General features: G+C 75.3%; 20 protein-coding genes. 8 read left to right on the forward strand and 12 right to left on the reverse strand.

All coding sequences use genetic code 11. The features are described from left to right. The 5 genes from NFS20_RS17705 to NFS20_RS17725 all read right to left on the reverse strand — a co-directional run bounded on the left by NFS20_RS17705 (position 1) and on the right by NFS20_RS17725 (position 5,518). Complete coding sequence (locus NFS20_RS17705) at positions 1 to 774, reverse strand: DeoR/GlpR family DNA-binding transcription regulator (RefSeq protein WP_251153129.1); 774 nt, start codon at positions 772 to 774, stop codon at positions 1 to 3. An 85-nt stretch (positions 775 to 859) separates the two neighbouring features. After that, on the reverse strand, positions 860 to 2,062 hold the full coding sequence (locus tag NFS20_RS17710) for an ABC transporter permease (protein ID WP_251153130.1): 1,203 nt from the start codon (positions 2,060 to 2,062) through the stop codon (positions 860 to 862). Continuing rightward, positions 2,059 to 2,946, reverse strand: coding sequence for an ABC transporter ATP-binding protein (locus tag NFS20_RS17715; protein ID WP_251153131.1), 888 nt, complete (start codon positions 2,944 to 2,946; stop codon positions 2,059 to 2,061). Before NFS20_RS17715 ends, NFS20_RS17710 begins: the two co-directional genes overlap by 4 nt. Next, a complete protein-coding gene (locus tag NFS20_RS17720) occupies positions 2,943 to 3,962 on the reverse strand; it encodes a permuted SH3 domain-containing protein (protein ID WP_251153132.1) in 1,020 nt (339 codons plus the stop codon). The genes NFS20_RS17715 and NFS20_RS17720 overlap by 4 nt, the downstream gene beginning before the upstream one ends. Before the next feature lie 404 nt (positions 3,963 to 4,366). Next, positions 4,367 to 5,518, reverse strand: coding sequence for an Mrp/NBP35 family ATP-binding protein (locus tag NFS20_RS17725; protein ID WP_251153133.1), 1,152 nt, complete (start codon positions 5,516 to 5,518; stop codon positions 4,367 to 4,369). Between the two features lie 122 nt (positions 5,519 to 5,640). Between NFS20_RS17725 and NFS20_RS17730 the strand changes: the two genes are divergently transcribed. Then, entirely contained in the window at positions 5,641 to 6,438 is a 798-nt protein-coding gene (locus NFS20_RS17730; protein WP_251153134.1) for a maleylpyruvate isomerase N-terminal domain-containing protein, read from the forward strand. A gap of 25 nt (positions 6,439 to 6,463) precedes the next feature. Here NFS20_RS17730 and NFS20_RS17735 read toward each other — a convergent pair whose 3' ends face one another. Next, complete coding sequence (locus NFS20_RS17735) at positions 6,464 to 6,979, reverse strand: DUF1003 domain-containing protein (protein WP_251153135.1); 516 nt, start codon at positions 6,977 to 6,979, stop codon at positions 6,464 to 6,466. After that, entirely contained in the window at positions 6,972 to 8,297 is a 1,326-nt protein-coding gene (locus NFS20_RS17740) for a magnesium transporter MgtE N-terminal domain-containing protein (protein WP_251153136.1), read from the reverse strand. Before NFS20_RS17740 ends, NFS20_RS17735 begins: the two co-directional genes overlap by 8 nt. Before the next feature lie 121 nt (positions 8,298 to 8,418). Here NFS20_RS17740 and NFS20_RS17745 point away from each other — a divergent pair, with 121 nt between their 5' ends. After that, a complete protein-coding gene (locus NFS20_RS17745) occupies positions 8,419 to 9,222 on the forward strand; it encodes a general stress protein (RefSeq protein WP_251153137.1) in 804 nt (267 codons plus the stop codon). Between the two features lie 33 nt (positions 9,223 to 9,255). On the opposite strand, the gene NFS20_RS17750 is transcribed toward NFS20_RS17745, so the two are convergent. Continuing rightward, positions 9,256 to 10,920, reverse strand: coding sequence for an aminopeptidase P family protein (locus tag NFS20_RS17750; RefSeq protein ID WP_251153138.1), 1,665 nt, complete (start codon positions 10,918 to 10,920; stop codon positions 9,256 to 9,258). Beyond that, entirely contained in the window at positions 10,892 to 11,797 is a 906-nt protein-coding gene (locus NFS20_RS17755) for an alpha/beta fold hydrolase (protein WP_251153139.1), read from the reverse strand. Before NFS20_RS17755 ends, NFS20_RS17750 begins: the two co-directional genes overlap by 29 nt. A gap of 140 nt (positions 11,798 to 11,937) precedes the next feature. Between NFS20_RS17755 and NFS20_RS17760 the strand changes: the two genes are divergently transcribed. The 4 genes from NFS20_RS17760 to NFS20_RS17775 all read left to right on the forward strand — a co-directional run bounded on the left by NFS20_RS17760 (position 11,938) and on the right by NFS20_RS17775 (position 15,429). After that, positions 11,938 to 12,777 carry a PHP domain-containing protein gene (locus NFS20_RS17760; protein ID WP_251153140.1) on the forward strand — a complete coding sequence of 280 codons (840 nt, stop codon included), beginning with the start codon at positions 11,938 to 11,940 and terminating at the stop codon, positions 12,775 to 12,777. A 43-nt stretch (positions 12,778 to 12,820) separates the two neighbouring features. After that, on the forward strand, positions 12,821 to 13,453 hold the full coding sequence (locus NFS20_RS17765; protein WP_251153141.1) for a MarC family protein: 633 nt from the start codon (positions 12,821 to 12,823) through the stop codon (positions 13,451 to 13,453). 87 nt (positions 13,454 to 13,540) lie between these two features. Next, a complete protein-coding gene (locus NFS20_RS17770) occupies positions 13,541 to 14,242 on the forward strand; it encodes a FadR/GntR family transcriptional regulator (RefSeq protein ID WP_251153142.1) in 702 nt (233 codons plus the stop codon). Beyond that, positions 14,239 to 15,429 carry a CynX/NimT family MFS transporter gene (locus tag NFS20_RS17775; protein ID WP_251153143.1) on the forward strand — a complete coding sequence of 397 codons (1,191 nt, stop codon included), beginning with the start codon at positions 14,239 to 14,241 and terminating at the stop codon, positions 15,427 to 15,429. Before NFS20_RS17770 ends, NFS20_RS17775 begins: the two co-directional genes overlap by 4 nt. 153 nt (positions 15,430 to 15,582) lie before the next feature. On the opposite strand, the gene NFS20_RS17780 is transcribed toward NFS20_RS17775, so the two are convergent. Then, positions 15,583 to 17,286 (reverse strand): DEAD/DEAH box helicase, encoded by a 1,704-nt coding sequence (locus NFS20_RS17780; protein ID WP_502800832.1) that lies wholly within the window; start codon positions 17,284 to 17,286, stop codon positions 15,583 to 15,585. Between the two features lie 315 nt (positions 17,287 to 17,601). Here NFS20_RS17780 and NFS20_RS17785 point away from each other — a divergent pair, with 315 nt between their 5' ends. Beyond that, positions 17,602 to 18,300, forward strand: coding sequence for a ferritin-like fold-containing protein (locus NFS20_RS17785; protein ID WP_251153144.1), 699 nt, complete (start codon positions 17,602 to 17,604; stop codon positions 18,298 to 18,300). A 96-nt stretch (positions 18,301 to 18,396) separates the two neighbouring features. Here the strand turns inward: NFS20_RS17785 and NFS20_RS17790 are convergent, their stop codons facing one another. Continuing rightward, complete coding sequence (locus NFS20_RS17790) at positions 18,397 to 18,621, reverse strand: DUF3107 domain-containing protein (RefSeq protein WP_251153145.1); 225 nt, start codon at positions 18,619 to 18,621, stop codon at positions 18,397 to 18,399. A gap of 90 nt (positions 18,622 to 18,711) precedes the next feature. Further along, complete coding sequence (locus NFS20_RS17795) at positions 18,712 to 19,410, reverse strand: TetR/AcrR family transcriptional regulator (protein ID WP_251153146.1); 699 nt, start codon at positions 19,408 to 19,410, stop codon at positions 18,712 to 18,714. Positions 19,411 to 19,477: 67 nt separating this feature from the next. On the opposite strand from NFS20_RS17795, the gene NFS20_RS17800 reads away from it, so the two are divergent. Next, on the forward strand, positions 19,478 to 20,557 hold the full coding sequence (locus NFS20_RS17800) for a DUF3152 domain-containing protein (protein ID WP_251153147.1): 1,080 nt from the start codon (positions 19,478 to 19,480) through the stop codon (positions 20,555 to 20,557). Positions 20,558 to 20,562 lie beyond the last annotated feature (5 nt).

Here is a 20,562-nt window from a genome sequence, read left to right on the forward strand (position 1 = left end):
TCAGGCGAGGACGAGCTGCTCGACGAGGTCGCGCACCCGGTCCTGCTCACCGGCGGGGAGCGCGGAGTCGGTGACGAGCACGTCGACGTCCGCGAACGACGCGAAGACGCGCAGCCCGGTGGTGTGCCACTTCGTGTGGTCGGCGAGGACGACGGTGCGTCCTGCCGCGTCGATGAGCGCGCGGTTGGTCGCCGCCTCGTCGAGGTTCGGCGTGGTGAGACCGACGTCCGGGTCGATGCCGTGGGTGCCGAGGAACGTCTGGTCGACGCGGAGCCCGGCGAGGGCGGCCTCGGCGAGCGGCCCGACGAGCGCGTCCGACGGCGTGCGCGACCCCCCGGTGAGGATCGTCTCCAGCCGGGGGTCGCCGGCGCGGTGCAGCGTCTCGGCGACGGGCAGCGAGTTCGTGACGACGGTGAGCGGGCGCAGCGCGGGCGAGGCGGCGATCTGCGCGGCGAGCAGGTGGGTCGTGGTGCCCGCGCTCAGGGCGATGGACGACCCGGGCACGACGAGGCGGGCGGCCGCCTCGGCGATCGCCTGCTTCTCGTCCGCCTCACGGGTCCGCTTCGCCGCGAACCCGGGTTCGTGCGAGGTGGTGTGCGGCGCCACCGCGCCCCCGTGCACCTTGCGGACCAGGCCCTGGTCCGCCAGCTCGAGGAGGTCCCGCCGGATCGTCATGTCCGAGACGCCGAGGTCCCGGGTCAGGTCGCCGATCCGGACGGCACCGCTCGCGCGGACCTCCGCGAGGATCCGTTCGTGGCGCTGTGAGGCGAGCATGTTGACAGTATTGTCCAGCCGGCTGGATAAATCCAACACGATCCAACATGTTTGAACACCGAAGGGTGGCCGACAGCGAGAGCTCTCAGTAGCGGATCGCGTCGATCACCTTGACCCGGACCGCCACGAGCGCCGGGACCAGCCCGGCGACCGCCCCGACGGCGGCCGCGGCGAGCAGCCCGGTGACCGCGGCCGACACGGGGAAGGCGGGTCGGTCCTGGACGGCGGAGCCCATGAGCTGGTCGATCGGCACGTTGTGGAGCGCCACGACGGCGACGCTCACGCCGACCACGCCCGCGACGAGGGTCGCGACGACGCTCTCCATGAGCACGGAGAAGAACACGCGCCCGGAGCTCGCGCCGAAGCTGCGGCGGATCCCGATCTCGCGGATGCGGTAGCGCACGGTGACGAGGCCGATGTTCACGAGCCCGAGGCCGCCGAGAAGGAGCGCGATCGCGCTCACGCCGATCACCACCCAGCGGATCGCACCGTCGACGACGTCGTAGGCGGGGGAGTCCATGCGGTAGACGTCGACCTGCGTCCCCGGGATCGCGGCGGCGACGTCGCGCCGGATCGCGTCCGTGAGCGGGTCGGCGAGGTCGGGCGGGACCCACAGCTCGAGCGACGGCGGTCCGCTCGTCATGAGGGACTCGGGCGTCGCCCACCGTGCCTGGGCGCTGACCAGCACGTAGGCCTCGGGCTGCATGCCGGGCCAGGGGTCCGGGTAGGAGCCGACGACGGTGGCCACCACCGGGTTGGCGCCGCCGATGGTGACGGTGGGGTGGTCGGCGACGCGGACGCCGCCCATCGCGTCGAGGAAGGTCTGGTTCACGACGAGCGCGGGAGACAGGCGGTCCGCGTCCGCGTCGGTGAGCCACCGGCCCGACTCCACCTCGAAACGGTGCATGAGGGCCCACCCGGGCTCGACGCCGTTGGTCCACACCTCCAGCGAGCCCTCGGGGAACCGCATGGTGGCCGGGCTCGTCGTGCGCAGCGACGTGTGCTCGACCTGGTAGCGCTCGACGATCTCGTCGAACACGGCGGCGTACTCGTCGGGAGAGGGCTGCTCGGCGCCCAGGGGCCAGGCGGAGACGTTCAGCGAGGCAGGGCGACCGCCGTCGCGCTCGGTGGTCTCGGCGGACACCTGCCGCAGCATCGCGCCCGCCGCGGAGATCGTCGTGATCGCGCACACGGCGACGGCGACGCCGACGAGGGCGAGCAGCACGCGCAGCCTGTGGACCCGCAGCTCCTCCCAGGCCTCGATGACGGCGCCCACGAGACCGGTCATGCGGCGTCCCCCGCGCGGACGCCGGAGCTCTCGACGAGCAGGGGGCGGGCGACGTGCTCGGCCTGGTCGTCGTCGTCGGTGCGGTCGACCGTCGGATCGCCGATCGAGGCGTCGCCGACCGACGGGCCGGCCTCAAGGCTGCGCGTCGCGCCCTCGGACAGGGCTGCGAGCGCCCCGAGCGACCCGGCGCTGCGGGCGCTGATCGCGATGGGGGTGAGCACGCCGTCGGCGAGGCGGAACTGGCGGGAGGCACGTGAGGCGACCGCGAGGTCGTGCGTGATGGTGACGAGCGCGGAGCCGTTCTCCCGGGCGATCGTGTCGAGCAGGTCCATGACCTCGGTGCCCGTGTCGACGTCGAGCGCTCCCGTCGGCTCGTCGGCGAGGATGACGCGGGGGACGCGGACCAGCGCGCGCGCGATGGCGACGCGCTGCTGCTCGCCGCCCGAGAGCTTCTCCGGGCGGGTGTCGAGCCGGTCGCCCAGCCCGACGCGCTCGAGCATCTCCGCCGCCAGGGTGCGTCGGCGCCAGAACTGGCGACCGCGTGCGTAGAGCAGCGGCGCGACCACGTTCTCGAGGGCCGTGCGGCCCTGCAGCAGGTTGAACTGCTGGAACACGAAGCCGAAGTCGGCGCCGCGCCGCCGCGCCCGGGCGCGCCCGGACGACCGACCGACCGGGGCGCCGTCGAGCAGCAGCTCGCCCTCGGTCGGGGAGTCGAGGAGGCCGAGGAGGTTGAGCAGCGTGGACTTGCCGGTGCCGGACCGGCCGACGATCGACACGTGCTCCCCGGCGTCGACCGTGAGGTCCACGCCCCGCAGGATCTCCAGGACCCGGTCGTCGGGCAGCCGGACGGAGCGCGTCACCCCGTGCAGCTCGAGGAGGCTCATCCGACGAAGACCTCGCCGGTCGCGCCGCCCTCGACGGGGGCGACGTCCTGGCCCGGGACGAACTCGAGGACCTCGTCGCCCTCGGCGAGTCCCTCGACGATCTGGACCTGCGCACCGTCGGTGAGGCCGAGCGTGACCGGCCGCTCCTCGGGCTCACCCTCCTCGCCGAGGACCCACACCTTGCCCTGCTCGACCCTCCCGAGGACCGCGGTCACCGGGAGCACGAGGGCGCCCTCCGCCGCTCCGGCGGTGATCTCCAGCTGAGCGGCGAGCCCGGCGAACACCGTCACGTCGCCGGGGACCGCGCACGTGACCGACGCGGATCCCCCCGCCGAGGCCGGGTCGGCTGCAGGGTCCTCCGCCTCGCCCGACGCCGTGGCGGCCGCGCCCATGCGCAGTCCCGTGCACGTGAAGGGTGCCGGCCCGCCGGTCACGGTGACGGTCGCCTCGGTCGGGATCTGCAGGAGGCGGAACTGCTGGTCGGCCAGGAGCGAACCGGTGGCGGACAGCGTCCCGGGGGAGATCGTGGCGAAGTCGTCGCCGACCGCGACCTCCTGGTCCACGAGGGCCGTGAAGGTCGCGACGGTGCCGGCTGTCGTGGCGGGGACGGTCTCGCGCGTGACCTTCGGCCTGCGCTCGGTGACGGTGACCTCGCCCGTCTCGGGATCGGTCTTCGTGAAGGGCTCCTGGGGCTCCGTGAGCGTCACCTCGAGCAGGGCAGCGCCGGCGGCCACGACGTCGCCGGGCTTCGCGTGCACCGCGGTGACCGTCCCGCGCTGCGTCACCTTCTGGGTGGTCGCGGGGTCGGCGACGATCTGCCCCGTGACGGTGACGGTGTTGACGATGTCTCCCGTCGCGACGGCGACCTGCGGCTCGACGAGCTGCGCGGAGGGCGTCGCCGGGTCCGGCGGGGGTTCGGGCGCCGACCGGAACGCGATGACGGCGAGCGAGACGGCGATGACTCCCCACACCACGAGGCGCAGGGCGGGGAAGACGAACCGGCGGGTGATACCCACGAGCGGGCTCCTGTGAGGACGGGACGGCCAGTGACGGCGGAACGGGCGGGGCGCCGACGATGGCGGCCCGGCCCGAGGCTAGGGCGGTCCGAGGACCGCCGTCCTCATCCCTCGGGAGGAGATTCGTCGGGCTCGCGTGCGCCCCGGGTCATGTGCGCGCAACGTCGCGCCGTGTCGACGGCCCGGGCGGGAGCGATCCCATGCCGTCACCGGGGCGGCGTCCGCGGGCGTCGTCGCGTCCAGCAGGCAGGGTCCCGGTGCACGTCTCAGACGTGCGGTCGGCGACGGCACGGTCGACCCCCTCTTTCCGGCCCCGAGGGGCCGCCCCCTGGCGAATTGGGGGAGAGGCTATACCATCCCGTGGCGCGCCGACCAGGGCGTCCTGTCCGGCGCCCGGGACGGGGTCAGACGACGGAGACCCCGAGGCGACGACCCGCGAGGCCGCGCGGACGTCGGGCCAGGCTGCGGGCGACGTCGGCCAGAGCGACCGCCGCCGCGGAACCGGGGTCGGAGAGCACGACGGGCGTGCCGCCGTCGCCCGCCTCGCGCAGCGACACGTCGAGCGGGACCTGGCCGAGCAGCGGGACGTCGGAGCCCACTGCGCGCGACAGGTTCCGCGCCACGCGCTCGCCGCCGCCGGACCCGAAGAGCTCGAGCCGCGAACCGTCCGGCTGCTCGAGCCACGACATGTTCTCGACGACGCCGACGACGCCCTGCTGCGTCTGCGTGGCCACCGAGCCGGCCCGCTCGGCGACCTCCGCCGCCGCGACCTGCGGCGTCGTCACCACGACGATCTCGCTGCCCGGCAGGAGCTGCGCGACGGAGATCGCGATGTCGCCCGTGCCGGGCGGGAGGTCGAGCAGGAGGACGTCGAGGTCGCCCCAGTACACGTCCGCGAGGAACTGCTGGAGAGCGCGGTGCAGCATCGGCCCGCGCCACACGACCGGCTGTCCGGCGGGCACGAACATGCCGATCGAGACGACCTTGACGCCGTGCGCGACGGGCGGCAGGAGCATCGAGTCGACGCGCGTGGGCTGGCGGTCGACCCCGAGCATGCGCGGGATCGAGAAGCCGTAGATGTCGGCGTCGACGACGCCGACGGACAGCCCGTCCGCGGCGAGCGCGACGGCGAGGTTGGCGGTCACGGACGACTTGCCGACGCCGCCCTTGCCCGACGCGATCGCGTACACCTTCGTCAGCGAGTCGGGCTGCGCGAACGGGATCACCGGCTCGCCGACGCCGCCGCGGAGCATCGTGCGCAGCTCGGTGCGCTGCTCGGCGCTCATGACCCCCAGGTCGACGCGCACGTCCGCGACCCCGTCCACCGCACGGACGGCGGCGTCCACGTCGCGCACGAGGGTGTCGCGCATCGGGCACGTCGCGACGGTGAGGTCCACACCGACGGTGACGAGCGTCCCGAGCCCGTCGCGCTCCTCGGTGTCGACCGAGCGGACCATCCCGAGGTCCGTGACGGGACGGCGGATCTCCGGGTCGAGGACGGTCGCGAGGGCGGCGCGGACCGCGTCCTCGAGCGGTGCTGCGGGAGCGTCGGGCATGGGTCCATCGTAGGTCGGTGCCGGGCGGCGCCAGGGCCAGGGTGACGAGCCGGGGACGGAGGTCCTGCCGCGGGCGGCGGCCCTGGGGCGTGGGCGGGGGCGGGCCGTACTACGGTGCACGGATGGACGCCCTCGCCTCCTTGGTGCGTGACAGCGAGCTGTTCGGCGACGCCGCACGGAGCGCGGCACCCGACGCCCGGGTCCCGTCGTGCCCCGAGTGGGTGGGTGCGGACCTCATGTACCACCTGGCCGAGGTGCAGGACTTCTGGTCGCGCGTCGTCGGCCAGGCCCCCGGCGAGGGGCTCGACGGCGACGAGGTGCCGCCGCTCGCGCGCCCGGAGTCGGACGCCGAGCTGCCGGCCCTGCTGCAGCGCTCCACGAGCCGGCTCGTCGCGGCGCTGCGGGGGCGAGACCCGGACGAGCCGTGCTGGTCGTGGCACGACGAGGGGCGCCGTGTCGGCTGGGTGCTGCGCCGCCAGGCGCACGAGGCGCTGATCCACCGGGCCGATGCCGAGCTCACCGCGGGCCGCGACGTCACGCCGGCCGACCCTGCCGTCGCTGCGGACGGCGTCGACGAGGTCCTCGCCGTCATGGTCGACGGCGTCCCGGGCTGGGGCGTCTTCACGCCCGACGGCGCGACTGTCTCCGTGGTCGTCGACGGACCCGGGGAGACGCCGCGGAGCTGGGAGCTGGCGTTCGGGCGGTTCACGGGGACGGGGCCGGAGTCGGGCACCGCCTACGACCTCGACACGGCCCAGCTCGTCGACCTCCCGGGCTCCACCACGACCCAGGTCGCCGGGCCGGCGTGGGCGCTCGACCTGTGGCTCTGGGGCCGCGGCAGCGCCGAGGGGCTCACCGTCGCCGGCGACCGGGCGCTCGTGGACCGGCTGCGCCGCGTCGCCGCGGAGGGCACGCGGTAGGCCGTCGTCGCGCCGGGGCGAGCCGTCAGTCGCGGGGCACGCCCTCCTCGTCGGCGGCCGGCCGCGCCGACTTCTCCTCGAGCTCCTCGAGGAGGTTGCGGATCTCGGACCGCACGAAGTCGCGCGTGGCGACCTCGCTCAGCGCGATGCGCAGCGCGGCCATCTCGCGGGCCAGGTACTCGGTGTCGGCGAGGTTGCGCTCGGCGCGCTGGCGGTCCTGCTCGGCGGTGACGCGGTCGCGGTCGTCCTGACGGTTCTGCGCGAGCAGGATGAGCGGGGCGGCGTAGGAGGCCTGGAGCGAGAGCATGAGCGTCAGGGCCGTGAAGCCGAACTCGGCGGAGTCGAAGCGCAGCCCCTCGGGTCCCCAGGAGTTCCAGACGATCCACAGGACGCAGAAGATCGTCAGGTAGATGAGGAAGCGCGGCGTGCCGAGGAACCGCGCGATGCCCTCGGTCGCCCGGCCCACGGCGTCCTGGTCCATGCGGTTGCGGGGCAGGAGCGTGCGCCGTGCCGCCTTCGGCGTGTCGAGACGGTCAGCCACGGGGGACCTCCGTCCGGGCGCGGGGCGCCGTGCCGGGTCGCGGGTCCTCGGGCCTGTGCTCGACCTCGATCTCGTCGGTCTCGCGCCAGTCCTCGGGGAGCATGTGGTCGAGCACGTCGTCGACGCTGATCGCGCCGAGGAGCCGCTTCTCGGAGTCGAGCACGGGGACGCACAGCAGGTCGTACGTCGCGAGGATGCGCGTCACGCGACCGAGCGGCGCGTCGGGCGCGATCCCCTCGACGTCCGTGTCGAGCACCGACCCGACGGCGGCGTGCGGGGGCTCGCGCAGCAGCCGCTGGAAGTGGGCGACGCCGAGGAACCGGCCTGTGGGCGTCTCGAGCGGTGGCCGTGCCACGAACACCATGGACGCGAGGGCTGGCGCGAGGTCCTTGCGACGGATCTGCGCGAGCGCGGTCGCGATCGTCGTCTCGGGCCCCAGCACGACCGGCTCGGTCGTCATGAGACCGCCCGCGGTGTCCTCCGCGTACGCGAGCAGGCGCCGCACGTCGCGCGCCTCGTCCGGCTCCATGAGCTCGAGCAGCTGGGCGGCCTGCGCCTCGGGCAGCTCGTGCAGGAGGTCGGCGGCGTCGTCGGGCTGCATGGCCTCGAGCACGTCCGCGGCGCGGCCCGTGTCCAGGCCCGAGAGGATCGCCACCTGGTCGTCCTCGGGGAGCTCCTCGAGGACGTCGGCGAGGCGCTCGTTGTCGAGCGCGCCCGCGACCTCGAGGCGCCTCGTGTCGCCGAGGTCGTGGATGACGTCCGCGAGGTCGGCGGGCTTGAGGTCGTCGTACGCGGCGAGGAGCATCGCGGCGCCCTGGGCGGCTCCGGTGCGCCCCGCGAGCCCGGTCACCGCCTCCGTGTCGACGACGACGGCGTCGCCTCGTCGCCGCAGGCGCAGCGTGCCCTTGTGCTCGCCGGACCGGCGGACGTAGAGCTTCGCGACGAGCCAGTCGCCCGTCCGCTGCCGCTCGATCGCGAGGTCTTCGACGGTGCCCGTGCCCGAGCCGTCGACGAACTCGACGCTCCGCTCGAGGAGCTCGCTCAGCGCGAGCGTCTCCATGGCGCGCTGCTCGAAGCGGCGCATGTTGACGAGCCCCGTGGAGATGACCTGGCCCCCGTCGATGCTCGTGACCCGCGTGAGCGGCAGGAACACGCGGCGCCGGCCGGGCACCTCGACGACGAGGCCGACGGCCCGGGGCAGCCCTTTCGGCCGCAGGAGCACGACGACGTCGCGCACCCGCCCGACCTGGTCGCCGATCGGGTCGAACACGCTGGTCCCTGCAAGACGCGCGACGAAGACGGTGGTGGCTGCACTCACGCGGCAAGCGTACGCAGGTGCCGGTCCGGGCGCGCCGGAAGGCCGGCCGCGGTCCGTGCGCGCGCGCCGAGCGGCCCGGCACGCCGTAGCGCTGCGCCGACGAGTAGGACAGACTGGGCGAATGAGCATGACGCGCCCGAACGTCAACCCCCGAGTGCCCACCCTGCCGCGCGGCGAGGAGATCGCGTCCTACGCGACGTACCTCGAGGCCCAGAAGGCCGTCGACTACCTGTCGGACAACAAGTTCGCCGTCGAGGTCGTGACGATCGTCGGGACCGACCTGCGCATGGTCGAGCGCGTCACCGGACGGCTCACCTACGGTCGCGTGGCGCTCGCGGGTGCGGCGTCGGGGGCGTGGTTCGGCCTGTTCGTGGGCCTTCTGCTCTTCATGTTCTCCGGCTCGGGCGGCTACGTGCTCACCGGCATCGCGATCGGTGCCGGCTTCGGCCTGCTCTTCTCCGTGCTGTCGTACGCGCTGACCCAGGGCAAGCGCGACTTCACGTCGCAGAGCCAGATCGTCGCGTCGGCGTACGCCGTCCTGTGCGCCACGGAGCGTGCGGGGGACGCGCGCCAGCTCCTGGCCCGGATGCCCGAGGGCGGCGGGGTCCGCGCGCCCGCCGCTCCCGCGAACCCGACGTGGGGCACGCCGGCCGGACCGCCGCAGCACCAGGCCCCGGTGCCGCCCCCGGCCGGACAGGCCCAGCCGCCGGCCGGACCGGCCCAGCACCCGGCACCGCAGCCGGGCACGGGGCAGGGTGCGCCGACGCCGCCCCCGGCCCGGACGCCCGACCCGCGCTGGACCACGCCCTCGGGCGAGCCGCGCTACGGGGCCATGCGCCCGACGTCGGGCACGACGGACGCGCCGGACCAGGCCGCCCCGCAGAACCCGGCCGAGCGGCCCGCCGACCCGACGCCCCCGGCCTGACGCGCGGCGTCGGGCGCACCCACGGCGCCGGGCTCAGGCGCGCAGGGACGCCATCCAGGCCTCGACGTCCTCGGGGCGGCGCGGGAGCGCGGCCGACAGGTTCTCGTTGCCGTCGGCCGTGACGAGCACGTCGTCCTCGATGCGCACGCCGATGCCGCGGTACTCCTCGGGCACGGCGAGGTCGTCCGCCTTGAAGTAGAGGCCGGGCTCGATGGTGAAGACCATGCCCGGCTCGAGGATCCCGTCGAGGTACAGCTCGCGGCGCGCCTGCGCGCAGTCGTGCACGTCCAGGCCGAGGTGGTGCGACGTGCCGTGCACCATCCAGCGCCGGTGCTGCTGACCCTCCGGGGACAACGACTCCTCGGCGCTCACCGGGAGCAGACCCCACTCCTCGAGGCGCGCGGCGACGACCTCCATCGCCGCGGCGTGCACGTCGCGGAACCGTGCGCCCGGCACCGCGACGGCGAACGCGGCGTCGGCGGCGTCGAGCACCGCCTGGTAGACGCGGCGCTGCACGTCCGTGTACTCGCCGTCCACGGGCAGCGTGCGGGTCACGTCGGCGGTGTAGAGAGAGTCGACCTCGACGCCCGCGTCGAGCAGCACGAGCTCGCCCGGGCGCACGACGCCGTCGTTGCGGATCCAGTGCAGCGTCGTCGCGTGCTCGCCCGCGGCGGCGATCGTCTCGTAGCCGACCGCGTTGCCCTCGAGGCGCGCGTGACCGTCGAACGTCGTCTCGATGACGCGCTCGCCGCGGCGGTGGCCCAGCGTGCGCGGCAGGGTGCGCACGACCTCCTCGAACCCGGCGATCGTCGCGGCGACGGCCGCGCGCATCTGCTCGACCTCGTGCGCGTCCTTGACCAGGCGCAGCTCGGAGACGGCCTCGACGAGCGCGGCGTCGGAGCGCCGGTAGGCGGCCTCGGCGCGCGCGAGCCACTCCGCCTCCGTGCGCTGCTCCTGCGCCTCCGCGACGGACTGCTCGGCCGAGTCCTCGGCCCCGGCCTCCGCGCGGATCGCCTCGACGAGCGCCTCGATCGCCTCGTCGGCTCCGGTCACGACGAGCAGGACCGTCCCGTCGGGCCCGACGTCCTTCGCGAGCGCGTCGCGCAGGTCGTCGACGTGGTTCGCCTCGATCCCCGTGAGCGTCGTGACGTCGTCGAGCGACGGGCGCGCGCCGACCCAGAACTCGCCGTAGCGCGCGTCGGCGTAGAACTCCTCGGTGTCGCGCGCCGCGAGCGGCCGCACGTAGAGGACGGCGTGATGGGCGCTGCGCGCTCCGTCCGGACCCGCCGGGTCCCCGGTGCCCGGCTCGACGGGGTGCAGGACGAGCACCGCGTCGGGCTCCTGGTCCCAGCCCGTGCCGGTGAGGTGGGCGAACGCCGAGTGCGGTCGGAACCGGTAGTCGGTGTCGTTCGAGCGGACCTTGAGCGGACCGGCGGGGATCACGAGGCGGGCGCCGGGGAAGCGCGCGGAGAGCGCCGCGCGGCGGGCGGCGGCGAACGGCGCGGCGGACGACGGCTCGACGTCGAGCGCGGCACGCGGCGCCCAGCCGCTCGTGATGAACGCCTTGAACGCGGCGGAGTCGGGGCGCTGCGAGCGGTTGCTCCCGCGCGCCGACACGTCCTGGGTCTCGGCCGGGCTCGCAGGATCGACGACGGCGGGGGCGGTGGTCTCAGGGGTGACGGGGGTGGCGTCGGTCATGCCCCAGTGTCGCCCCGCGCGGCCGGCCGAAGCCGGCGACCGCGCCGGCCAGCACGCGGTTGCCGGCCTCCGGCGCCTCGCTGTTGACGTCGTGGCCGGCCCGCGGCACGACGACGAGCGCGGCGTCCGCGGCCGCGGCGAGGTAGCGCTGCTCGTCGAGGCGCAGGTGGTCGCGCGCACCGTTGACCAGCCACACGGGCACCTCGACGTCGCGCACGTGCGCGAGCCACGAGCGCCCGGCGAGCTGGGTCAGCGCGTCGGTGACGATGCCCCAGCCCGGCCGGTGCACGGCGGGATCGGGTGCGCCGTCGGCCCAGCGCACGGCGTACGACGCCACGGACCCACCGGGCGCCGACCGACCGGCCCGTGTCATGGACGACCACGCGGACGTGCTGGTGCGGGCCGCCCACCGCGCGCCGCGGCCGACGGTGCCGCCGCCCGCGACGACGAGCCGCGCGACGTCCCGGAAGAGGGCGACGGGCTTGCCCTTGGGGTCGGACGTGCAGCCCGCGGCGACGACGCCCGCGAGGTTCGCGGGGCGGCGTGCCGCCCACGCGAGGGACGTGTACCCGCCGAGCGAGAGCCCGACGAGCGTCACACGACGGTCCGGGCCGAACGACGCGGCGGCCTCGTCGATGACCTCGAACGAGCGCTCGAGCGTGAAGCGCTCGCGGGCGCGCGCGCCGTGCGCGGGCAGGTCGACCGCGACGGCGTCGTGGCCGAGCGACCGGACGTGCTCGACCTGACCGTCCCAGATCGCTCCCGAGGTCCGCAGCCCGTGGACGAAGACGACCGCGGGCGCACCGGTCCGGTCGTCGCTCGGGGCGTCGTCCGTGGCGGGAAGGAGGACGGCGCGGGGCGTGGCTGTGGTGGTCATCGTTCCCGACCCTCGCACCTCTACCTGGGACGGCCGTGGGCGGGCTCCGGGCCCCGCGTGAACATCGTGTGCGGGTCCCGTGCCGTACGCCCGGGCGCCGCCGGGCCCGGCAGGGCGACGCCCTCACTATCCTGGGGTCCGTGCGCATCGACCTCCACACCCACTCGACGGCGTCCGACGGCACGGACGCGCCGGGGGCGGTCGTCGAGGCGGCCGCCGTGGCCGGGCTCGACGTCGTCGCGCTCACGGACCACGACACGACCGCCGGCTGGGCGCAGGCGACCGACGCGGCCCTGCGCACCGGCGTCGCGCTCGTGCGCGGCGCGGAGATCTCCGCGCGCTCGGGCGGGATCAGCGTCCACGTCCTGTCCTACCTGCACGACCCGGCGCACGCGGCGCTGCTCGACGAGCTCGAGCGCACGCGCGACGCGCGCACGAGCCGCGCCCGCCGGATGGTCGACCTGCTCGGCGAGGACTACCCGATCACGTGGGAGGATGTGCTCGCGCAGACCGCCGAGGGCACGACGATCGGGCGACCGCACATCGCGGACGCGCTCGTCGCGGCCGGGCACGTGACCGACCGCTCCGCGGCGTTCGCGACGATCCTCGCGCCCGGCACGCCGTACTACGTGCCGCACTACGCCCCGAGCGCGGCCGCCGCCGTGCGCGGAGTCCGTGCGGCCGGAGGTGTCCCCGTCTTCGCCCACCCGGGCGCCGACGGGCGTGGCCGGGTCGTGGCGGACGTCGTGATCGAGGAGATGGCCGCGGCGGGGCTCGCGGGGCTCGAGGTGCACCACCGCGACCACGACGAGCGTCAGCGCACCCGGCTCGACGACGTCGCCCGCACCCTGGGCCTGTTCGTCACCGGGTCGAGCGACTACCACGGGGCCGGCAAACCGAACCGGCTCGGGGAGAACACGACGGCACCGACCGTGCTGGAGCAGATCGAGGAGCTGGGACAGTTGGACGTGATCCGGTGAGCCGCCGGGCAGGCGTGGCGAGGCGTGACCGGGTGGTCGGACGATGAGCGACTGGTTCGACGTCCGGCTCTTCACCGAGGTCTTCGTCACCCTCTTCGTCATCATGGACCCGCCGGGCACCGTCCCGGTCTTCCTCGGCCTGACGAGCGCGATGGGCGCGAAGCAGCGCAACCAGGCGGCACGTACCGCGATCCTCGTGGCGTTCGGCGTCATCGTGGCGTTCGCGGCGTTCGGCCAGCAGATCCTCAGCTACATGCACATCTCGCTGCCGGCGCTGCAGACGGCGGGCGGCCTCCTGCTCCTCCTCGTCGCGATGGAGCTCCTCACCGGCAAGATGGAGGAGCCGCAGCCCTCGGGCAACAAGGGGGTCAACGTCGCGCTCGTGCCGCTCGGCACGCCGCTGCTCGCGGGGCCCGGCGCGATCGTCGCGACGATGGTGTTCGTGCAGCGGGCCGGGGAGCGGGGCGGCGGTGTGGCGGAGTGGATCGCGATCGTGGCGGGCGTCGTCGCGGTGCACGTGTGCCTGTGGCTCTCGATGCGCTTCGCGAACGTCATCAACCGCGTGCTCGGCGACTCGGGGACGATCCTCGTCACGCGCATCGCCGGGCTGCTCCTGGCGGCGATCGCCGTCCAGCTCGTGGCGGACGCCGTCACGCAGTTCGTCCAGACCGCCTGAGCGGCGCCGGCGGCGCCGCCGGCGCCTGCCGCCGACGAGGCCGGCCGTACTCCGTGGCGGCTAAACATGGGATGTTAGGTTGTCTCGGTGAGCGACCCCATCGTCCCGCCGCGCAAGGTGTCCGACCTGGTCCTCGAACGCCTGTCGGGCCTCGTCGAGCGGGGCGAGTGGGCCGTTGGGACACGCATCCCGCCCGAGCCCGAGCTCGTCGCGCGGCTCGGCGTCGGGCGCAACACGGTCCGCGAGGCGGTGCGGGCCCTCGAGCACGCCGGGATCCTCGAGCCCCGGCGCGGCGACGGGACGTACGTGCGCGCGGCGAGCGGCCTCGACGCCGCGCTCGCGCGCCGCGCCCGGACCGCGGACGCGCTCGACGTGCTCGAGGTGCGCGGCGTCCTGGAGCGCGGGGCCGCGCGGGCCGCCGCCGCGCGGCACGATCCCGAGGTCCTCGACCGGCTCGACGCCGCGCTCGCCGCCCAGCTCCGGGCGCGGGACGGCGCCGCGGACGACGAGTTCCAGGCGGCCGACGTCGCGTTCCACGCCGAGGTCGTGCGCGCCGCGGGCAACCCGCTCCTCGCCGACCTCTACGACGGTCTCGACCACGCCCTCGTGCGGACCCTCGCCACGGGCGCGCAGCGGCGCCACCACCGCGACCTCCCCGGCCACGAGGAGGTCGTCGCCGCGATCCGCGCGGGCGACCCCGACGCGGCCGAGCGGGCCGTCTCCGCGACCATCGACGCGGTGCGCGCGCAGCTCGTCGCCGCGGGAGCGCCCGCGGACGGTGCCGCGTGAGCGGGATCCGTCGTCCGCTCGGCGTCGCGGCCGTCGTGGCGATGCTTCTCGCGGCGCTCAACCTGCGCCCCGCGGTGGTCGCGGTCTCGCCGCTGCTCGGCGAGATCCGCGCCGACACGGGGCTGAGCGCCTCCGCGGCGGGGTTGCTCACGGCGCTGCCCGTCCTGTGCTTCGGGCTCCTCGCTCCGGTCGCGCCGGTGCTCGCGCGGCGCTGGGGGCTCGAGCGCGCGCTCCTCGCCGCCCTCGTGGTGCTCGCCGTGGGCTTCGCCGTCCGCCTCGTCCCGACCACGTGGGGGCTGTTCGCCGGCACGCTCGTCGTCGGCGGTGCGATCGGGGTCGGCAACGTGCTGCTCCCGGCGCTCGTCAAGCGCGACTTCGCCGACCGCGTCGGGCTCATGACCGGCCTCTACTCGATGTCGCTCTCCGGCGGCGCCGCGCTCGCCGCGGGCCTCACGCTCCCTGTCGCGAACGCCGCAGGCCTCGACTGGCGCGGCGCGCTCGCGACGTGGGGTGTCCTGGCCGTCGTCGGGGCGCTCGTGTGGGTGCCGCGCGCGCTGCACGCCACCGGCCCCGCACCGACGGGATTCCGGAGCGGCGGGACACGTCCGGCCGGGCGCGGCTCGGTCTGGCGCAGCCCTCTCGCGTGGGCCGTGACCGCCGTCATGGGCACGCAGTCCCTGTCGTTCTACGCGACGAACGCGTGGCTGCCCGAGGTCTTCGTGTCGCTCGGCCGGACCCCGGAGGCCGGGGGATGGCTGCTCGCGCTGTGCAACCTGGTGGGGATCGCCGGCTCGTTCGCGACGCCCCTGCTGGCCGGACGGATGCGTCGTCAGCGCGGCATCGGCGTCGCCCTCGTCGTGCTGGTGGGCACGGGCCTGACCGGGCTCGTCGTCGCGCCGTCGGCTGCCGTGCTGTGGGTCGTGCTCCTGGGACTGGGCCAGGGCGGGGGGATCAGCCTCGCCCTCACGCTCATGGCGCTGCGCGCCCACGACGCCGCGCACACCTCGGAGCTGTCCGGGATGGCGCAGAGCGCCGGGTACGTGCTCGGCGCGTGCGGCCCGATCGGCGTCGGCCTCGTGCACGACGCGAGCGGGGCCTGGACGCTCCCGCTCCTCCTGCTCGTCGGCGTCGCCGTCGCGCAGGGGATCGCGGTCTGGTTCGCGGGCCGCGACGCGCACGTGCGCTGAACCGGCCGTCGTCGGCCGGACGCGCCCAGGCGCGCCGCCGTCCGCAGCGCGCGGTGCGGCGGACGACCCGGGCAGCTGGACCCGCGACGCGACGAGCCCCGACCCGCTGCCCCGGCCGAGAGGTCGGGGAGCGAGCCGGGGCGCGGGCGCGTGCTACTCGGCGGCGGGAGCGCCGCCCTGCTCGGAGCGCTCGACCGGCTGGCCGCCGCGCGTGCGGCGGCGGCTGCGGGACCGACGACGGCGCTCGCCGCCCTCGGCCGACCCACCGGGCGTCTCGCCCGCGGTCGTGGCGCGCTCGTCCGCGGTGCGCTCGCCCGGGCCTCCGGCCTCGCCGCCCTGGCGGCGACCGGAGTCGCCGCCGCGGCCGCCGTCACGTCCCTGCTCGCGTCCGTGCTCACGGCCACCTCGACCGCCCTGCCCGCGCCCGTCGCGGCCGGACCGGTCGCCGCCTCCCTGACCTCCCCGGGCGGGGCGCGCCGGGGTGTGGCGCTTGCCGGTCTCGCCGAGGTCCTCGAGCTCCTCGGCGTCGAGGCCCGCGAGGGTGCGCTGCTCCTTCGGGAGGCGCCCCTTCGTGCCCTCAGGGATCGACAGGTCCGTGTAGAGGTGCGGCGATGTCGAGTACGTCTCGACGGGCTCCGGGATACCGAGGCCGAGCGCCTTGTCGATGAGACCCCAGCGCGGCATGTCGTCCCAGTCGACGAAGGTCACCGCGGTGCCCGTGTTGCCCGCGCGGCCGGTGCGGCCGGTGCGGTGCAGGTACGTCTTCTCGTCCTCGGGGCACTGGTAGTTCACGACGTGCGTGACGTCCTCGACGTCGATGCCGCGGGCGGCGACGTCGGTCGCGACGAGCACGTCGATCTTGCCGTTGCGGAACGCGCGCAGCGCCTGCTCGCGCGCGCCCTGGCCGAGGTCGCCGTGGATCGCGCCGGAGGCGAAGCCGCGCTCCGCGAGGTCGTCCGCGACCTTGGCCGCCGTGCGCTTGGTGCGCGCGAAGACGATCGTCCGCCCGCGCCCTTGCGCCTGCAGGATCCGCGCGAGGACCTCGACCTTGTCGAGCGCGTGCGCCCGGTAGACGACCTGGGCGATGTTCTTGACGGTCTGGCGACCGTCGTCGTCCGCCTCGATCGCGCGGATGTGCGTCGGCTGCTTCATGTAGCGGCGGGCCATCGAGACGACCGCGCCCGGCATGGTCGCCGAGAAGAGCATGGTGTGGCGCTGCGCGGGGGTCCGCGCCAGGAGCTTCTCGACGTCGGGCAGGAACCCGAGGTCCAGCATCTCGTCGGCCTCGTCGAGCACGACGGTGTTGGCCCGCGTGAGGTTGAGGTGCCCCTGGTTCATGAGGTCGATCATGCGGCCGGGCGTCCCGACCACGACCTCGACGCCGCGCTGCAGCGCCTCGACCTGCGGCTCGTACGCGCGCCCGCCGTACACCTGCAGGACGCGCACGCTGCGCAGGCGCGACGCCGTCTCGAGGTCCTTGGCGACCTGGACGGCGAGCTCGCGCGTCGGGACGACGACGAGCGCCTGCGGCTTGCCGGGGGAGGGGAGCGCGTCGAAGCCGGGCTCGCCCGGCGCGACGACGCGGTGCAGGAGCGGCACCCCGAAGCCGAGGGTCTTGCCGGTCCCGGTCTTGGCCTGCCCGATGATGTCGTGGCCCGACATCGCGACGGGCAGCGTCATCGCCTGGATGGGGAAGGGGTGGGTGATGCCCGCGTCGGCGAGCGCCGTGACGATCTCCGGGCGGACGCCGAAGTCGGCGAAGGACGTGTTGTCGGACTGCACGCTCGCGGCGACGGCGCGCGCGTCGGCGCTCACGTCGGGGGTGGCGTCCGTGGTGGTCGCGTCTGTGGTGGTCACTGGTGCCTCTGTCTCTTCCGGCGCGCGCGACCGCTTCGTCGGGGAGCGTCGGGAACCGGCTCCTCCGCCGGGTGACCCGGACGTGGTCGTACGCGCTTCGTGGCCGGCAGCCGATCGTGGAATTCGTGGCGCGGGTCCGCGGGAGCGGACCCGTACCGCCGTCGTCGCACGAGGACGGGCGTCGCCCTTCGTGCCGGCCGGGGCCGGGACGGGCGCGTGAGGTCAGGACGACCGGGCAACCGATGTACCCGCCCATGGTATCGGACAGCCGCCCCGCGGCGCTCCGGCACCGGCGACCGCCACTATCCTGGCGGGATGATCGACGTCGACCAGCCCACCGGACCGACGACCGGCGCGTCCCAGGACGCGCTCGAGCTCCTCGGGCTCGTCGCCTACACCGAGCTCTCGAGCTTCGGCCGGCTCGCCGGCGACGCGGCGCACGCCCCGACCCTGCGCCAGCGCCAGGCGCTGTCGCGCATGGCCGCCGAGCTGCTCGAGCGGCAGGAGTCCGTGCTGGGCCGCGTCGCGGAGCTCGGGGGCGACCCGGAGACGTGCATGGCGTCGTTCGACGGCCTGTTCGACGACTTCGACGAGCGCACGCGCCCGAGCACGTGGTGGGAGGGCATCCTCAAGGGCTACGTCGGCCAGGGGGTCGCGGACGACTTCTGCCTCCTCGCCGCGGGAGGCCTCGACGACCGCTCGCGGGACGTCGTCGTGGGCTCGCTCACGCAGGGCGCCCGGGCGGACCGCTCGGCGTCCGTCATCGCGGAGGCCGCGACGGCGGACCCGGTGCTCGCGGCCCGGCTCGCCCTGTGGGGCCGCCGCATCGTCGGGGAGGCGCTGGGCGTCGTCGGTGTCGTGCTCGCGCGCCACCCCGCGCTCGACCGCCTCGTCGCCGAGGTGAACCGCGAGGAGGCGGCCGCGTCGCCGACCGCGACGACGCAGTCCTGGGTCTTCTCACGGCTCACCGCGGAGCACACCCGCCGCATGGACCGGCTCGGGCTCGCCGCCTGACCCGCCACCGCGCGCCGTGCCCGGACGCAGGACGGCCCGGGCGCCTCCCGCGGACGGGGACGACCGGGCCGCTCACGCTGCTCGCGGGCGGTGAGGTCAGAGCGACCCGAAGCCCACCCGGCGCTGCTCCTCCGTGCCGATCTCGACGTATCCCAGGGACACGGTCGGGACGATCACGCGGCGCCCCCGGGAGTCCGTGAGCTCCAGCGCGGGCGCTCCGCCCAGGGCGTCCGAGACCGCCTTCGCGACGTCCTCCGCGGACAGGTCGGTGTCGACGACGAGCTCACGGGCCAGGTTCTGCACACCGATGGTGACTTCCACGTGTTCTCCTCACAGCGGCCGCGCGCACGCGGCTGGTCGACGGCAGGCCGCCGATGGGTGACCCACCGGCGACAACGCGAACGATAGTAGTCAGATTCCCTCGGGCCGTGTGCGGCGCAGCATCCCGTGCACGCCGCGCCACACGAGGCGCGGGACGAGGCGCGTGACGTCGTCGGCGCTCGCCGCGCCGTCGGCCCGCACCGCCTCGGTCGCGGCCGCACGGCCCACGGCCGTGCAGGTGCGCGCGACGACGAGCGCCTCCGGCGGGTCGAGCTCGGTGATGCGGACGAGCACGTCCGCGAAGGCCTGGGAGATGTGCGCGTCCGGCGCGAGCACGCGCGCGCGCACCACCGGGTCGCGCATGACGTCGGACTCGAACAGCAGCGCGGACGAGCGGCCGGCGGTGTGCGCGTACGCCACGTAGGCCCGCACGATGCCCTCGATCACGGCGAGCCCGTCGACCGCGAGGGCGTCCGCGTCGCCGGGAGCGTTCCCGGGCGCGGCGTCGCGGAACGGGTCGAGCGTCGTGTGCACGGCCCGGACGAGCCGGTCGCCCTGCTCGTCGACGATCGCGAGGTACAGGTCGAGCTTGGACGGGAAGTGCCGGTACAGCACCGGCTTGCCGACGCCTGCGCGGTCGGCGATGTCGTCCATCGAGATGTGGTGGTAGCCGTGGGTCGCGAAGAGGTCCTCGCCGATCGACAGGAGCTGGGCGTGCCGCTGCGTCCGGGGCATGCGCGTGCGCGCCGCGGGGAGGGCCCCGCCCTTGCGTCCCGGACCACCCGTCATGGGCCCGAGGATACGGGCGAACCGCGAGCGGTCGACCCGGGGCGACGAGGAGTGGGACGATGGCCGCGTGCCCGACCCCGACGCCTCGACCGACCCCCAGCCCCCTGTCGTGGACGGCGGTGCGGCCGACGCCCCGGTGGTGCGTCACCCCGACCGCGTGCGCGGCCGTCGTCCGCGCCCGGTCGTCGCGGTCCTCGCGTGCCTCGGCGTGGGTTTCGGCGCGGGCGTGGCGACGGCGGAGGTGTGGGACGTGCCCGGTGGGCCGGTCCCGACGGCTTCGGCGCCCGTGGTGAGCGCGGCCCTGGCAGGGGACGGCACCGGTCAGGTCCCCGACCGCGCGCCGGACGCGGTGAGCCGTTCGGAGGAGGCGCGGGCCGTGCTCGGCACGCCCGACGCACCTGGTGCGACGGACGCGCCCGGCCCGGTGACCCTGCCGACGCCGCCGCCTCCCGGGACGCTCGCCCCGCTCGCCCCGCTCGCGCCCCTCGCCTCCTCCCCGACCCCGCCGGTCCGGGTGCCCGCCGCACCGGAGGTCCCGCCGACGCCCGCCGCGCTCGTGCCGACCCCGCCGCCGGACCCCGTCCCGGAGCCCGGCTCGGGCCTCACGGGGAAGAAGGTCGTCGCCGACCTCGGCGGGACGTTGGTCGTCGTCCCGGGCGAGGTCCCGGCACCGGGACCGGGCACGGTCCGGTCCGTGCGCGTCGAGGCCGAGCTCGGCCTGCCGCTCGACGGTGACGTCCTCGCCGAGGCGGTGCTGGCGACGCTCAACGACCCGCGCGGCTGGGGCGCGACGGACCGCGTGACGTTCTCCCGCACGGCCGCCGACGACGCGTCGATCCGGGTCGTGCTCGCGAGCCCGGCGACGACCGACCGGCTCTGCGCCCCGCTGCAGACCGAGGGCCGGTACTCGTGCGGCAACTCGGTGACGGGCGTCGCGGTGCTCAACTTCGAGCGCTGGGTCCAGGGCGCTCCGGACTTCGGCGACGACGTCGCGACCTACCGCCAGTACCTCGTGAACCACGAGGTCGGCCACGTGCTGGGCCACGGGCACGAGCCGTGCCCGGCGCCGGGCGCCGTCGCCCCGGTCATGGTGCAGCAGTCGATCTCGACCGAGGGCTGCGTGCCGAACGGCTGGCCCTCGCCGTAGCGTGC

This window comes from Cellulosimicrobium sp. Marseille-Q4280 (genome assembly GCF_943181405.1).
In the GTDB taxonomy this organism is placed as follows: domain Bacteria; phylum Actinomycetota; class Actinomycetes; order Actinomycetales; family Cellulomonadaceae; genus Cellulosimicrobium.